Origin of the sequence: Corynebacterium sp. HMSC074C01, assembly GCF_001814605.1 — a bacterium.
In the GTDB taxonomy this organism is placed as follows: domain Bacteria; phylum Actinomycetota; class Actinomycetes; order Mycobacteriales; family Mycobacteriaceae; genus Corynebacterium.
Window position 1 is genome coordinate 206,900 of the sequence record NZ_KV817301.1, and the last position, 13,675, is coordinate 220,574.

Here is a 13,675-nt window from a genome sequence, read left to right on the forward strand (position 1 = left end):
CGTTAACGATCGCCGTTCGCGGCAGGGTGTAGGATTACTGACTTGCCGTCAGTTATTACATGAATTTTATCGAAGGGAGTCCGCCTCATGGCAGGGAGCGTTGGCAGGCCACGGAAGAATAGCCCACGCCGCCGGGGAAACACCGCGCGCGAGGAAATCCTGGATGCTTCATCCGAGCTCTTCACCACCCAGGGCTTTGCTACAACCTCCACGCACCAGATTGCCGATGCCGTCGGCATTCGGCAGGCCTCGCTGTACTACCACTTTCCTTCGAAGACGGATATCTTCCTCACTCTGCTCAATTCCACCATCGAGCCTTCGCTGGAACTCGCGGATGAGCTCGCTGCCTCAGACGCTGCGCCGGCACAACGCTTGTGGTCTCTCGTAGCCGCAGAGTCCCGCCTGCTGTTGACCTCGGCGTGGAATGTAGGCCGCCTGTATCAACTGCCGGTGGCAAACTCTCCGGAATTCGGCGAGTATCACGACCAGCGTGACCGCTTGAAGGAGCATTTCCGCACTGCTGCCGCGGAGATTGTGGGAGAGGATGATCCGCGCCTCGAGCTGCCCTTCCACATCGCGCTTTCCGTCATCGAGATGCGCCCCAACGATGGCAACGCACCATTTGATGCTTCGCAGCGCGTGCCGGAGCAGTCTGCCATGCTTGCCGACGCCGCCCTCGCAGTCCTCGGCGCCACCCCGCCTGAGGACGCCGAAGCGACCACGTTGGAGCTGCTCAAGAACCGCAACGACTCTATTTCCTCCGCCGCCGCGGCCGCGGCAGATCGGAAGAAGTCGACCCGCTAGCGGCTGTGCCAGATGTCTTAGCGGCCGTGCCGGATGGCATAGTGCGCGAGGAAGGTCTTATAGGGCTTATACGCCTTTTCACCGTCTGCTCGGAGGCTGTCCACTAGGCGATCCATCTTGTGATTCGTCTTCTTTTCCGTCCACCCCAGCTCCTCGGCGATCTCGCGGACCGAAGGGATATCAGCATCGGTGGAGCCCGGCTTCTTGAGGTAGCTGGCTAGCAGGCGCAGCAACTCTTCTTGCTCATCATTGGGAACGTGGCGGGTGCGCGTGCGCTCCTCATCGACATCCTGCTCGCGCTTTGTACGGCGCGAGTAGTTGCTGTTTTCCACGTCGATGTACAGCTCATAGGGGCATTCGGGGGTCTCAAAGGTAATCCGCGACGGCCCCGGTGGTACGGCCGCTACTGAGCGCGGGCCCAAGTCGATGCGCGAAAACCCCGTGACACCGCGCAGCTCGATGCGCAGTGGGATATGGCTGCCCACGTTGCAAATCATCCAGCCCTGCCCGCCGTACCACAGCTGAAAGAGCTGGCGGTGCAGGCTGAGGTCCTCCTCGCCGACCCGGAAGTCACCGGCGCGGCCGACAATGATTTCTTGGCCTGGGGACATAACCATCACGCCGCCGATCAAATCATCAATGCGCAGCCGCGGCCCCTGAGGAGCATTCTGCGGTGGGAGTGGCTGTTGCTGGCTCATAGACACCTCCGGAGGGCTGGGAAACGTGCGCACATCGCCATCCATCCCGGCGAGGTGCCTTCAAACAGTGTCTTTCAGTGTAACGGCACTCACTTTAGTTCCGCTCGCTAAGTTACTCCCCCACCCCGCTGGCGCTAGGCCACGATAGCCCACGTCACCACGAAGATGAGAATGATGACAACGACGGTCACCGTAATGATGAGGGCGTTTGAATTGTCCTTCGCAGGCGGCCTGTGGTTTGCTCGCTGCGGCGTGGAGCGGCGTTGCACGGTGGACCCCGGCATCGCCGGCGTAACCGGTGTAGAGGGTGAGACAGTCCCCGGGGACGCGATCGGATTCGAGGGGGCGACGAAGCCAGTGGGCCTTGCCCGCTCCACGGACCCGAAGGACGCGGAGGGTTCCTGCCAGCGTTGGGAAGCTTGAGAATGTTGGCCAAACTGGCTCGGCTGCCCGGCGCTTCCGGCATTTCGCGGCTGCTCCGGCCGTGGCGAAGGCTGCGGCGTGGGCGCGATACGCGGAGCATCGGCGGCGGGGGCCGATGCACGCTGGGCGGGGTGGGACTGGGAGACGTCGCCAAGCGCGGCGATGAAGTCCTGGGCCCGCGCATAGCGCTGCATGGGCACGCTGTTGAGCGCTTTATTCAGTACGGTCTGTACTTGCGATACCACTCGGCTTGTGTCCCCTGCCAGGAATTCGGCGAAGGCATCACTAGACAGATCCGGGATGCGCCGCTGCCCTTCCCACTCGCTGCGCGGCATCGTGTCCTTGAGGTGATGAAGAGTGAGCATCTCGAAGGCGATGAGCGCCAAGGAGTAGTCGTCCGCGCGCGCCGACATATCATCATCGCCATAAGCATTGCCGTTGTTCTCCGGGGCCAAGTATTTCTCAGTACCCACAATGTGACCGATTTTGGTCAGGCGAGATTGGCCTTCCTCAATGCTGATTCCGAAGTCACTTAGCACAGCCGGTGGCAAGCTGCCGGGGTTCTTGCGCAGCAGAATATTAGCGGGCTTGATGTCCCGATGCACCCACCCGGGATGCAACTCATGGTGCATATAATCCAGCGCCGAGGCAATTGGTTTGAGGTAATACACAACCTCAGCCACGCTAAAACCCCGGCCTTGGTGGGCCCGCTCACGGATAGCATGCCCCAGGGTTTTGCCATCGATGAAGGCCATGACCATCACGTCATCTCCGCGCGGGGTGGACTCCTTGGAATAAAACTGAACTACCCCTGGGTGGCTGCCGATCTTGGTGAGCGCCTTCATTTCATTATGGAAACGGGCGCGAGAAGCTTCATCACGGACATCATCCAACAGCACCTTGACGGCGAGCTCACGGGAAAGGTCCGGATCCGTGGCATGAAAGACCTGCCCCATGCCGCCTTCACCCAGCAGGTACACGTTGGTGTAGCGCTTCTGCTGGGTCAGCCATTGCACGAAGTAGGAATTAGTCACTGCCCCATTGGACCATATGCACTGGGCAGCATGATGTTGCCATGTCCCATCGCCCCCAAATGGAGGGTACTTAAGCGCGGTTCCGTCCGGTATTGCAAGGCCGGTTATGCTACGTGTTGTTCTCTACTGTTTTCCAAGGACCCTATGACGACCCCAGGATTTAGCACTAACTATCACGAGCATAAGACCCCTACACCGGTGTCGGGTCAGTCTCGACAGCCCCAATCGGAACAACGCAACCTCGTTCCGTTCATCTGCGCGATCGCAATTCTCATTGCGCTGGTGATTGCAGGCCTCGTGATCTGGTACGACGTCCGCTCCACCAGCCAACAAACGTCCAGCACCAGCGACACCTCAGAGCAGACAGCCCCGCAGGAGGAGGCAACCACCCCGGAGGACTCTCCTGCACAGAAAGATGGAAAAGCAGACGAGACAGAAGCACCGAGCGAGCAGGCTCCAGAAACATCAGTGAGCACCGGGGCTGCCGACGTCCCAGAGGGGCTCACTGCTGCCGGTTGGTCCGATTATCCTGAGGCACGCTGCCAACAGGGTGAGGATATGATCTTCGCCGCGCATGGCACCGATCCCGATTCACACATTGTGGTCTGTGAGAAACAGGACTCCCTCTTCTACCGCGGTGTCTGGTCCAGCGGCGCTGCCTTTGGCCCGGCGCGTGGTGAAGGTGATTCCTTCAGCGCCACGATTCTTGATCCAACCAGCAGGAAAGACACCGGCTCCGTGCTGAACATCCGCGGCACGGACTATGACATCGACGGCGAGGCCGGCGAATTCGAGGATTACTGGCCGCGCTAGCGCCTTAACATCGCTCGTGCTTCTTAAACTGCCCCCTGCTGGCATCCCGCATCGGGCCACTCGACCTCTGCGGTGGCCAGCTGTGTGACCACACGGCTCAGCATCTGCTGTGCTTCGCCATAATCGCCGGAAGGCGCTGCGGCATAGATCGCCACCGCCACCGTGTGCCCGCCTAGGGTGATTAATCCCATCTGGCGGGCTTCATAGGAGCCGTCCTCGGCCGGCCCCCAGCCGCCTTTCATCACCGCGCCCTCTAAAGTCCGGAGACCATAGTTCTGCGCGGGATCCGGCTGCCCCATGGCTGCAAGGATTGGATCCGCGCCTTCTTGGCACCCCAGCGCTGCGATGAATTCTGCCTGCTCGGACACCGACCACTGGGTTTGACCGAAGGCGCTGAAACCGGGGCGCGGTGGCGTAGCGGGGACCGTGGTTGTGCCAATGATGGCCTGGGTGGCTTGTGCGGCCTGTTCTCCCCCACCGAGGGCCTCCCAGAGAGAATCCGCCGCGGCGTTATCGGAATACGTGATTGCCCGGGATACAGTATCTGGGTCCGCCACCCCGGCGCGTTCGGCGGCGATGGCCAACGGGACTTTCACGGTGGACCACGCAGGCAGCGGGCCGGTGTTGCCGGCCGCTGCGACGGTTCCTGAGCCGGCCACCGCGATTCCGGTACCGGGGTTGTCTGCGGCGATGGCGTCGACGGCTTCCTGAAGGTCGGTAGCTTTAATCACGGTTGGTTCCTTGTCAAGGGCTGAGTCAGCGGCGGGTCCATCAGATACCTCTGCCCCGGAATCAGGCAGCGTGGGCTGTGGGCTGCTCGCCGGAGCGCTGGGCTCAGGTGTGGAGACATCACCAATGGTGCAGGCGCTTAGCGACGCCCCCGCGATCCCCACCAGCGCTGCTAGTACTGCCCTCCGGCGCCGCGGCTGTGCAGGGCTGTGACGTCGCTGTGCTACCTGTTTCATTGTTGACCGCCTAAGCATTAGAGAATGAGCACAACCGCGTTGTTGCCGCCGGTACAGGTGACAAATTCACCGTTATCGGAGCAATCCATGGTGTAGGTGATCTTGGTAACTGGGCTGAAAGCCTTAATGGTGGCATCAAACTCGTGGGTTTCCACGTAGTGCTTGACGTACTCATCGCGCACAACGTTGGCAAAGGACTCCGTCGTCACCACAGTTCCACGGTAGACGCTGTTGAAGTTGCCGCCCGGTTCGTTGTTGCGTGCGGCGTCGTTTGCCGGAATCGCCCCCTCAGGCAAGTCAGGGTGCTCGGGGCGCTTTGGTGACTGCGAGGTCGTCGTGGGCTGCTCTGTCGTCTTTTCAGAGCTCTCCGCGTTCGACTCTTCTTCCTGTGCGCTCTCGTTCTGCTCGGTGAGTTGCGCGGTGGTCAGGGGCGAGCCGGCTTGGGAATTTGAGTCGGCATGTTTGAAGAAAAAGATGTAGGCCAGCGCAGCCATAACGAGGACGACCGCCAGGATCAGCACGGCGATAAGCACAAATTTGCCAGAGTTAGAAGAGCTGCCGCTTCCGCCACCCTCCTGAGAATAGCCAGCGGGGTACCCTGTTGGCTGCTGGTTATACTGTCCGCTACCGTCCTGCGGTATTTGCTGGGACGAGAATTGCTGCGTCTGGAACTGCTGTTGTTGGCCGTACTGGCCCGATGCGCCGGGGGCGACAAAGGGGTTCGAGTAATTGCGTTCTCCGGATTGCGCATAATTCTGATTGTTTCCCGTGTTCTGCGGGTAGCTCTGGGGCGGCAGGGGGCGCTGTTGCGTCGGCGGCGCTTCAAAATCCGCGGTTTCCGGGTGGGTATCTTTACGGGAAGGCTGCGGCTGGCCGCTATTTCCCTGCGGGTGCTGCGCGCCGAATCCATGGTTGCGATCTGAATCAGTCACCGAAGCCTCCGTAGATCTAGACGTTCTGGGTATGCCCTATAGGCGTTTTCTATCTTTCTTATCTTTGCACAGGTACTACGGTTGCGGTGAGGTTCGTGCATCGTTCTTCAGTCACGACGCCGTGTTTCCACGACTTTTTCGATTCTGGTGGGGAGGATTCCCCCGAGTTTGCATCTCTGCGCGCGGACAGCGGTAAAGGGTTTAGATTATTAGAGGTATCTCAATGCTCTATCTCCCCTGCGCACGGAAAGGTTGTTATTCTCCCAGCCATGACGTTTCCTACCGGCCCTTCGGGCACTCCGCCACACAATTCCGGTTCCTCCGGCTTCGGTTCTCCTGCTCCCGGGTTTGGCCGCCCCGGCACCCCCGGCGGTGCTAACGGCTCAAGCGGAAGTTTCGGTGCTCCGTCCGGCCCACCCAGCCCGTCTGGGCCACAACACTCCGGCCCGAGCAGTTCTCCGGGCGGGTTCGGCAACACTCCACCGTTTGGTGGGCAATCTGCTGGCCCCAGCTCGCAGCCTTTCGGCGGGAGTGCTCCAACTCCGCCGAGTCCGCCTCAACCCACCACGTACACCGCTCCAGAACCGCCGAAGGGCAAAGGTCGTTTCAGCGGTGCCATCGCCGCGCTGATTGCTCTACTCGTCATCCTGGCGGTCATTCTCGGCGTCGGTGCATGGTTTATCTGGGGACGCGAATCTTCCGACGCCAACCACACCGGTGCTTCCTCCGAACCGACCTCAACAGCTACGCTTCCGGGAACTCCTCTTGCCACCAGCGGCCGTATCGATACCGATCTGGAAGCAGACGGCGTGGTCATTGCCCGCACTTTCTTCCCGGATTCCTATGTCTCGCGCTCCGGCAGCACCAACATCGCTGATGTACAGCTGGCCGAAGGCCATAGCCAACTCAACGCGGTCTTTGGTTTCAGCGATGACCGGGAAAATACCGATGTTGCCAGCGCCACCGTTACCGTCAACGGTGCTGACGGTACTGAGTTGGCCTCCTTCGAGGTCCCGGCAGAGGAAGCCCTCGAGATGCCCATCAACATCGCAGACCACCAGGACCTGCGCTTTACTTTTACGTATAAGGACGCCAACGGCAATCCCGCGGACAACACTGGCTTCGCGGTGGCTTCCCTCCACGCGCAGTAGCGCCCCCGGCGGGCCTAAACGCAGTGGTGCCGAAGCTGCCCGAGTTGCCAAAGTTATAGCCGCCTGAACTCGCCGCGTTGGCGGCGCATAACTTCGTCGTTTAGGGCAGTAGTTTTCCTCTAGGGACAGCTCCCATGTATGCGAAAGCCGCCTCCCGTTCCCACGCAGTGACGCGCGCGAATGAAGACGGCGGCAGTGCGCTGCACACGGCAGCGCCACATTTACGCTCTAGTGGAAGAAGTGGCGAGTACCGGTGAAGTACATCGTCACCCCGGCCTTCTTGGCGGCCTCGATGACTTCCTCATCGCGGATGGAGCCACCTGGCTGCACCACGGCCTTCACGCCGGCTTCGAGGAGAACCTCAAGGCCATCGGCAAACGGGAAGAAAGCATCGGAAGCAGCGAAGGAACCTTCGGTGCGGTTGGCGCCGTCGGCCAGCGTGTTAGCGCGCTCCACCGCGAGCTTGGCGGAATCGACGCGGTTGACCTGACCCATGCCGACACCCACGGTGGCGTTGTCCTTGGCCAGCAGGATGGCGTTGGACTTCACCGCGCGCACGGAGCGCCAGGCGAATTCGAGCTGCGCCAAGTCAGACTCGTTCAGTGCTTCACCGGCAGCCAGCGTCCAGTTGGCCGGGTTATCGCCCTCTGCCTGGTAGGTATCCGGCTCTTGGGTGAGCATGCCACCGGAGATAAACTTAACTTCCTCCTTAGGCGCTTCATGCTCTGCCTGCAGCACGCGCAGGTTCTTCTTGGCCTTGAGAACCTCGATGGCGCCTTCCTCGTAGGACGGAGCCACAATAACCTCGGTGAAAATCTCCTTGACCTGCTCGGCCATCTCCACGGTGACCTCGCGGTTCACAGCGATGACTCCGCCAAAGGCAGACATCGGGTCGCAGGCGTGGGCCGCGCGGTGAGCAGCAGCAATCGACTCCTCAGACACCGCGATGCCGCACGGGTTGGCGTGCTTGATGATGGCCACGCACGGGCGCTCGTGATCCCAGGCGGCGCGCCAAGCGGCGTCCGCATCCTGGTAGTTGTTGTAGCTCATCTCCTTGCCGTTGAACTGCTTCGCATTGGCCAAACCAGTGGTGCCGATGCGGGTCACGGTCGCGGACTGGTGGGAGTTCTCGCCGTAGCGGAGCGGGGTGGTCACCTCGCCCTCGCTGAGCTGCTCGACGAACCATGCGGACACCGCGGCGTCGTAATCAGCGGTGTGCAGGAAAGCATCGCGGGCGAGGCCACGACGCTCTTCCAAGGTGAAGCCGCCGTTGGCCACAGCGTCAGCCACATCGCCGTAGCGGGCTGGATCCACGACCACAGCAACAGACGGGTGGTTCTTGGCAGCCGCACGCACCATGGACGGTCCGCCGATATCGATCTGCTCCACGCAGCCATCAAAGTCTGCGCCGGAAGCCACAGTCTCGCGGAAGGGGTACAGGTTAACCACGACGAGCTGGAAGGGCTCTACCTCCAGCTCCTCCAACTGCTTCAGGTGGTCCTCCTTGCGGGTATCCGCGAGGATTCCTGCGTGCACGCGCGGGTGCAGGGTCTTCACACGGCCTTCGAGGCACTCCGGGAAGCCAGTGAGCTTCTCGACGGGCGTGACCTCAATGCCCAAGTCCGCGATCTTCTTCGCGGTGGAACCGGTGGAAACGATCTCCACGCCGGCCTTATCCAGGGACCGGGCAAGGTCCTCCAAACCGGTCTTGTCGTACACGCTGATGAGTGCGCGCTTGATGTTCTTAGGATCTTCGCTCATGGTACGGGGACTTAAGCCTTCCTTGCGGTAATGAGATAGTTAGAGCTGAATGCTGAGCGTCTCGCCCTCCACGCGCATCGCGCGGAGAACTTTGACGATAAGTTCTCTTTCGACCACTTTGATACGCTCATGCAAGCTGGCCTCATCATCCTCTGGCAGGACCCGGACGGGTTCCTGGGCAATGATGGAGCCGGTATCGACACCAGCATCAACGAAATGGACAGTAGAGCCTGTGACCTTGGCGCCATAAGCCAGCGCATCGCGCACGCCATGCGCGCCTTTGAAGGCAGGCAAGAGCGCAGGATGAGTATTGATGGTGCGACCTTCGAAGCGATCCAGAAAATCCTTCCCCAGGATCTTCATAAACCCTGCTGAAACAACAACGCCTGGTTGCGCAGTATCCACTGCAGCAACCAGACGCTTATTCCATTCGGTGCGGTCAGCACCCATCTCTACAACCTCGGTGGCGATTCCCGCCGCCTGTGCACGCTCAATGCCTTGGCAGGGCACGTCCGCGATGACTTTCACGACGCTGTAGTGCTCATCCTGGCCATCCAAGATGGCCTGCAATAAAGAGCCGGTTCCAGAAACCAGAACCACAACGTTGAGGCGGGCAGTAGCAACGGGCTGATGCGGTGTAGTCACGCGCTACAGCCTAGCCGCTACCGCCGCGAACCGGAGAATTTTCACTCTTTATTGGAGCCTTCGGGCTCTTCGCTCTCCTCTGTGTCTGGAGCATACTCCGCATCGCCGTCCTCATCCGCTACTGCTTCGGCCTCGACTTCAGCTTGGGTGTCGACGTCAACATCGCTCGTCTCCACGATTTCTGCATCACGCACATCAGCCTTTGGCACAGCCTCCGATTCAGCGTCACCCTCGACTTCAAAATCGGCTTCCTCCGTATCAGCCTCCGCTTCGGCATCAGCTTCATCGTCGGCGTCAGTATCGACCTGAGCCTCTGCGTCGGTGTCAGTCTCGGTGTCAGTTTCAGTATCGGCGTCGGCGGCTGTCTCGGCACCGGTGTCGTCGCCAAGCGCTGCCTGCTCCTGCTCGTGTTCTTCCTGAGCCGCGCTGGTGGAGTCTTCAGTGGCCTCCTCATCGCCCTCGGCTGCAGCCGATTCTTCCGGCTCAGCAACCGGGGCGGTGGCGCGGCGCGCACGCCACGCCGTCACTGCCTGTGCAGCGGCAAAGGCACATCCCACGACAAGGCACCACAGGGAGCTCAAGCCTACCGCGGTCCACACCTCAGGTCCTGTGTACCCGTACACTCCCAACGTGCCAGAAACACCGTAGATCGCCACGAGGGCGGTCACTGCCACCGTGATGGTTGCAACGAGCACGACCTGGAAAGACACCAGGGCGCGGCGCCGAGCAAATGCCGCCACGGCTGCGATTGCTGGAATCACCAACAGCACCGCGAACCAAGGGCTAATGGAAGGCGGAACCGCGGCGGCCAAAGGTATCGGAGGAAGTGGAACTACATGGCCGCTAAAGAGGCTCACACTGGTTCCCTCACCAATGTGCATCTCCGAGCCGCTCAGCACTGCGCCGGCTGCCACCGCGGCGTTGGGAAGGTAGAAAATACTCACCAGAAACAGGCCGATTGTTCCCAGCGCATTGAGCACCGGATAGCTGGCAAGTATTTCGGACTGGCGCGACCAGCCGAATCCCCACAGAACCACCACGAGAATAAGCCCAGCTGCAACCAGGTACCCGAGGTAGCTCAGGCCGATGCGGGCGGCATCGACGAACACGTGCGGAACGCCGCTGCGCTTTGCCAAGGCCTTCCACAGGCGCGGGCCCATTCCGCCAATAAGGGCAACCGCATGCAGCAGGAGCATGCGGGGAAGAACGCGATAGAGCTCCGGAGGAGAAACGTCATAGACCTTCCCGGCATCCCACAACATCAACCACGCAATGAAAGTCAGGACGAGTGGCACCACCAGCACGCAGGCACTCAAGACAAGCAGGTCGTTGATGCTCACCTTATCCTTCACCGCCTCGCGCACGCGGCGGCCGACCAACCAGGCCAAGAGCAGCGCGGGGAGGGCCGGGATGAAACCCAGATCAATTCCGCCAGCGCGGATAGGCGCAAGATTGAACACCATCCAGGCCTCCCCGACGATGGTGTTTAGCCACGCCGACGGGGAGCTGGTGAGAAGAAGCGCTGCGATGGCAACCACCAGGATGCTGAGGACAACAACGAGGTGCGGAACACCGACGACGATGAGCATGCGGCGAATGCGCCCGCGCAGCGTCGTTGGGGCCTGTGCGCGGCGGGCACGTGCCTTGTCAGACTCGATTCCTTTAATACGCTGCGCCGGATCCCGGCGATCCCGTCGGTGCCCTCGCTCAGAGTGCTCAGCGCCATCACCGCGTCCACGCACGTGCGCGCGTGGACGAGCAGACGACCTGGACTGGGGACTCGTGTTCTTATTCATTGGCGTCCACTTTGCCACGCGCACCTCCCCCACCGGGGGTGGCGCGACGAGGTCTGATTTAAAAGGTCGGGCACACCCCCGAACGGATACTCCTTATCAGCTTTATCCTTAGCTGCATCCGCTGATGAGAACTACCCACGCGCACTCCGCTACCGGAGATCTTAAGCACCGCCAGAGATTCACTTCATTCACAGGAATCAGCTACCGCATCAGAACAAGCACATCTGTCGACGTATCAAAAAGAAAAACCGCAATGCGGGTTGCTCCGCTCTCGCCGAGACGCTACTGTTACATCTCGTTGGTAACAGGAAGGTCACAATCGGATAACCAACCAGGTTTAGACGTAACGATTGTTCTGGCTGGACGATAGTGAATTAGGATGGAAGTAGAGTTCATGCGAAGCAAGACTCAGCGAAGCGCAGGTCGCCACCGCAAGATCACCACCTCGCAGACTGCAAAGGGGCGTTTGGCGGTAATGACCGTCGCCGCAGGCGCCGTATCTACCGCAGGTGTTGGCGGTGCAGCAGCCGGCACCATTCAATCCGCTGGCACTGGTGAGACCAAGGCGCAGTCCATCGACTACACCTTGCAGGCAGATACCGATCCGCTCAAGGACGCACAGGCCGCCGTCGAGGATGCCGCACCACAGATCCTCTCCATCGCTGAGACCAAGCCGGTCGCCGACCTGGCTACCCAGCTCGACAAGGCCATTCAGGCAGCCGATGCGCGCGCCGCCGCTGACGAAGCCAACCGTGCACCGTCCGTCGCCCGCCCGGCAGAAGGTACTTTCACCTCGGGCTTCGGCCCCCGCTGGGGCTCCTTCCACTCCGGCATCGACATCGCCAATGCTGTGGGCACCCCAATCCTCTCCGTCATGGACGGCACCGTCATCGATTCCGGCCCTGCTTCTGGCTACGGCCAGTGGATCCGCATCAAGCACGATGACGGTTCTATGAGCGTCTACGGCCACATGCAGACCCTCGACGTCGCTGTGGGCGAGCGCGTTCACGCTGGCCAGAAGATCGCTGGCATGGGCTCCTTGGGCTTCTCCACCGGCTCCCACCTGCACTTTGAAATCCACCCCACCGGTGAGGGCGCAGTTGACCCGATTCCGTGGCTTGCAGAGCGCGGCGTCAACATTTCCTAAGCCACAACCTAGCCTTCCGAAAACTTTTAGGCGGCATAGAGCACATTTGCTCTGTGCCGCCTTTTGCGTATCCCCCCACCCCGCGTTCGGCCGCGCTCCATCACGCCTCCTACAGAGGGGCAACGGACGGGGGTAAAGACGATTCTCCTTCCCGAAAACTCTTGACCACCCCAAAGGTTACCCGGTAACTTACCGGGTATGTACCGATTGTATCCTCCTCTTACCCTCCGAACAGGAGGTGACCATGTCCGTCAAACACTCCGTGCTTGCTCTGCTGAGTGAAGAGCCCGCCACGGCCAGCCACATCAAAACCCGCTTTGCTGAAACCTTTGATAACCTCTGGCCGCTCAACATGGGCCAAGTCGCCCAAACCTTAAGCCGCTTGGAACGCGATGGACTCATCGCCACTGACGGCGAGCTCACCGGCCCCACCGGGCGCCGCGCCACCAGCTATGCCATCACCAACGCAGGCCGTGAGGAACTCTCGCAGTGGTGGATGTCCACCTTGCACAACGACGCCATCGAGCGCGATGAGCTCGTACTCAAAGTGTCACTTGCGGCGCGACGCTCCGATATCGACGTCATCGCCGTCCTTGACGCCCAGCGCTTTGCCACCGTCCGCCAACTTCGTGAGCTCAACCGCCAAGCCTCGGAACTCCCCGCAGAACGCAGCGCCCAGCGCTTGGCCGTCGAGCGCCAAATCTTCGACCTGGAATCCCTCTCACGCTGGCTCGACCGCGTGGAGTCCCTGTCCAACCCAGCCACCACCGCCACCGAGGAGGAAACCCGATGACCCCCGACTCTGCGCCCACGACCCAGAACATTCCTTTCCCGCTCGAACTTGAGAACATCACCTGCGTCTTCGGTAGCGGCGCCCGCCAGGTCACTGCGCTGGATTCGGTCAACCTGCAGCTGCAACCGGGCGAGTTGGTCGCCGTTATGGGCCCCTCCGGCTCCGGCAAATCCACGCTGCTCAACGTCGCAGGTCTGCTCCAACCACCAACATCAGGACGCGTGCTTCTCGACGGCGCCGATGCCTCCCAGCTCTCCAAGGCCAAGGCAGCTATCGCTCGCCGCCGACACCTTGGTTTGGTATTTCAGCACTTCAACCTAGTGTCTTCCCTCACCGTCGGAGAGAATGTGTCCCTCCCTCTTGAGCTAGACGGACTCTCGCCTGCGCAATGCCGCGAAGCTGCTGAGCAAGCACTCAATGAGGTCGGTCTCGACGGCACCATCGACCGCTTCCCGGAGGAAATCTCCGGCGGCCAAGCCCAGCGCGTGGCCATTGCCCGCGCGCTCATCGGCCCGCGTAAGGTACTGCTCGCCGATGAACCTACCGGAGCCTTGGATACCTCGACGGGTGAGGAGATCATGAAGGTTCTACGCGCGCGTATCGACGCCGGCGCCTCCGGCATTTTGGTTACCCACGAGCCACGTTTCGCGGGCTGGGCCGACCGTGTCGTCATGGTTCGTGACGGACGCCTGACCGGCGAGGAGGTGCGTTAG

Annotated in this window: 13 protein-coding genes; 6 read left to right on the forward strand and 7 right to left on the reverse strand. The window is 61.1% G+C overall.

Annotated elements, in window-relative coordinates; all coding sequences use genetic code 11:
- The first annotated feature begins 87 nt into the window (after nt 1–87).
- Nucleotides 88–804: a TetR/AcrR family transcriptional regulator gene (locus HMPREF2978_RS12465; RefSeq protein WP_070529358.1), complete on the forward strand. Its 717-nt coding sequence runs from the start codon at nt 88–90 to the stop codon at nt 802–804.
- Between the two features lie 17 nt (nt 805–821).
- Here HMPREF2978_RS12465 and HMPREF2978_RS12470 read toward each other — a convergent pair whose 3' ends face one another.
- Together HMPREF2978_RS12470 and HMPREF2978_RS12475 are read right to left on the reverse strand one after the other, a co-directional pair.
- Nucleotides 822–1,502 (reverse strand): DNA-binding response regulator, encoded by a 681-nt coding sequence (locus HMPREF2978_RS12470; RefSeq protein WP_246818785.1) that lies wholly within the window; start codon nt 1,500–1,502, stop codon nt 822–824.
- 134 nt (nt 1,503–1,636) lie between these two features.
- Entirely contained in the window at nt 1,637–2,959 is a 1,323-nt protein-coding gene (locus tag HMPREF2978_RS12475) for a serine/threonine protein kinase (RefSeq protein WP_070745787.1), read from the reverse strand.
- 144 nt (nt 2,960–3,103) lie between these two features.
- Here HMPREF2978_RS12475 and HMPREF2978_RS12480 point away from each other — a divergent pair, with 144 nt between their 5' ends.
- A complete protein-coding gene (locus HMPREF2978_RS12480; protein ID WP_070529364.1) occupies nt 3,104–3,772 on the forward strand; it encodes a hypothetical protein in 669 nt (222 codons plus the stop codon).
- Between the two features lie 23 nt (nt 3,773–3,795).
- On the opposite strand, the gene HMPREF2978_RS12485 is transcribed toward HMPREF2978_RS12480, so the two are convergent.
- Both HMPREF2978_RS12485 and HMPREF2978_RS12490 read right to left on the reverse strand, forming a co-directional pair.
- The gene (locus tag HMPREF2978_RS12485) at nt 3,796–4,737 is read right to left on the reverse strand and encodes a serine hydrolase (protein ID WP_246818786.1); all 942 of its coding nucleotides are present in this window, start codon (nt 4,735–4,737) and stop codon (nt 3,796–3,798) included.
- A 17-nt stretch (nt 4,738–4,754) separates the two neighbouring features.
- Nucleotides 4,755–5,669: a hypothetical protein gene (locus HMPREF2978_RS12490; RefSeq protein ID WP_070745790.1), complete on the reverse strand. Its 915-nt coding sequence runs from the start codon at nt 5,667–5,669 to the stop codon at nt 4,755–4,757.
- A gap of 269 nt (nt 5,670–5,938) precedes the next feature.
- Here HMPREF2978_RS12490 and HMPREF2978_RS12495 point away from each other — a divergent pair, with 269 nt between their 5' ends.
- Nucleotides 5,939–6,820, forward strand: a complete 882-nt coding sequence (locus HMPREF2978_RS12495; RefSeq protein ID WP_070529370.1) for a flagellar basal body-associated FliL family protein — start codon at nt 5,939–5,941, stop codon at nt 6,818–6,820.
- A gap of 228 nt (nt 6,821–7,048) precedes the next feature.
- Here the strand turns inward: HMPREF2978_RS12495 and purH are convergent, their stop codons facing one another.
- The 3 genes from purH to HMPREF2978_RS12510 are packed head-to-tail and all read right to left on the reverse strand — an operon-like array spanning nt 7,049 to nt 10,968.
- On the reverse strand, nt 7,049–8,581 hold the full coding sequence (purH, locus tag HMPREF2978_RS12500) for a bifunctional phosphoribosylaminoimidazolecarboxamide formyltransferase/IMP cyclohydrolase (protein WP_070745792.1): 1,533 nt from the start codon (nt 8,579–8,581) through the stop codon (nt 7,049–7,051).
- A gap of 39 nt (nt 8,582–8,620) precedes the next feature.
- Entirely contained in the window at nt 8,621–9,226 is a 606-nt protein-coding gene (gene purN, locus HMPREF2978_RS12505; protein WP_070745794.1) for a phosphoribosylglycinamide formyltransferase, read from the reverse strand.
- Between the two features lie 41 nt (nt 9,227–9,267).
- Complete coding sequence (locus HMPREF2978_RS12510; protein WP_246818787.1) at nt 9,268–10,968, reverse strand: cell division protein PerM; 1,701 nt, start codon at nt 10,966–10,968, stop codon at nt 9,268–9,270.
- 448 nt (nt 10,969–11,416) lie between these two features.
- Between HMPREF2978_RS12510 and HMPREF2978_RS12515 the strand changes: the two genes are divergently transcribed.
- The 3 genes from HMPREF2978_RS12515 (at nt 11,417) to HMPREF2978_RS12525 (ending at nt 13,675) form a co-directional block, all read left to right on the forward strand.
- The gene (locus HMPREF2978_RS12515; protein ID WP_070529531.1) at nt 11,417–12,169 is read left to right on the forward strand and encodes a M23 family metallopeptidase; all 753 of its coding nucleotides are present in this window, start codon (nt 11,417–11,419) and stop codon (nt 12,167–12,169) included.
- Nucleotides 12,170–12,413: 244 nt separating this feature from the next.
- Nucleotides 12,414–12,962 carry a helix-turn-helix transcriptional regulator gene (locus HMPREF2978_RS12520; RefSeq protein WP_070745798.1) on the forward strand — a complete coding sequence of 183 codons (549 nt, stop codon included), beginning with the start codon at nt 12,414–12,416 and terminating at the stop codon, nt 12,960–12,962.
- Nucleotides 12,959–13,675, forward strand: coding sequence for an ABC transporter ATP-binding protein (locus HMPREF2978_RS12525; RefSeq protein ID WP_070745800.1), 717 nt, complete (start codon nt 12,959–12,961; stop codon nt 13,673–13,675). The genes HMPREF2978_RS12520 and HMPREF2978_RS12525 overlap by 4 nt, the downstream gene beginning before the upstream one ends.

What these genes read in the sequence shown, in the direction of transcription:
- HMPREF2978_RS12520 (WP_070745798.1), top strand. Translation starts at nt 12,414, where the DNA reads ATGTCCGTCAAACACTCCGTGCTTGCTCTGCTGAGTGAAGAGCCCGCC.
- purH (WP_070745792.1), bottom strand. Translation starts at nt 8,581, where the DNA reads ATGAGCGAAGATCCTAAGAACATCAAGCGCGCACTCATCAGCGTGTAC.
- HMPREF2978_RS12465 (WP_070529358.1), top strand. Translation starts at nt 88, where the DNA reads ATGGCAGGGAGCGTTGGCAGGCCACGGAAGAATAGCCCACGCCGCCGG.
- HMPREF2978_RS12525 (WP_070745800.1), top strand. Translation starts at nt 12,959, where the DNA reads ATGACCCCCGACTCTGCGCCCACGACCCAGAACATTCCTTTCCCGCTC.
- HMPREF2978_RS12485 (WP_246818786.1), bottom strand. Translation starts at nt 4,737, where the DNA reads ATGAAACAGGTAGCACAGCGACGTCACAGCCCTGCACAGCCGCGGCGC.
- HMPREF2978_RS12515 (WP_070529531.1), top strand. Translation starts at nt 11,417, where the DNA reads ATGCGAAGCAAGACTCAGCGAAGCGCAGGTCGCCACCGCAAGATCACC.
- HMPREF2978_RS12480 (WP_070529364.1), top strand. Translation starts at nt 3,104, where the DNA reads ATGACGACCCCAGGATTTAGCACTAACTATCACGAGCATAAGACCCCT.
- HMPREF2978_RS12495 (WP_070529370.1), top strand. Translation starts at nt 5,939, where the DNA reads ATGACGTTTCCTACCGGCCCTTCGGGCACTCCGCCACACAATTCCGGT.
- HMPREF2978_RS12470 (WP_246818785.1), bottom strand. Translation starts at nt 1,502, where the DNA reads ATGAGCCAGCAACAGCCACTCCCACCGCAGAATGCTCCTCAGGGGCCG.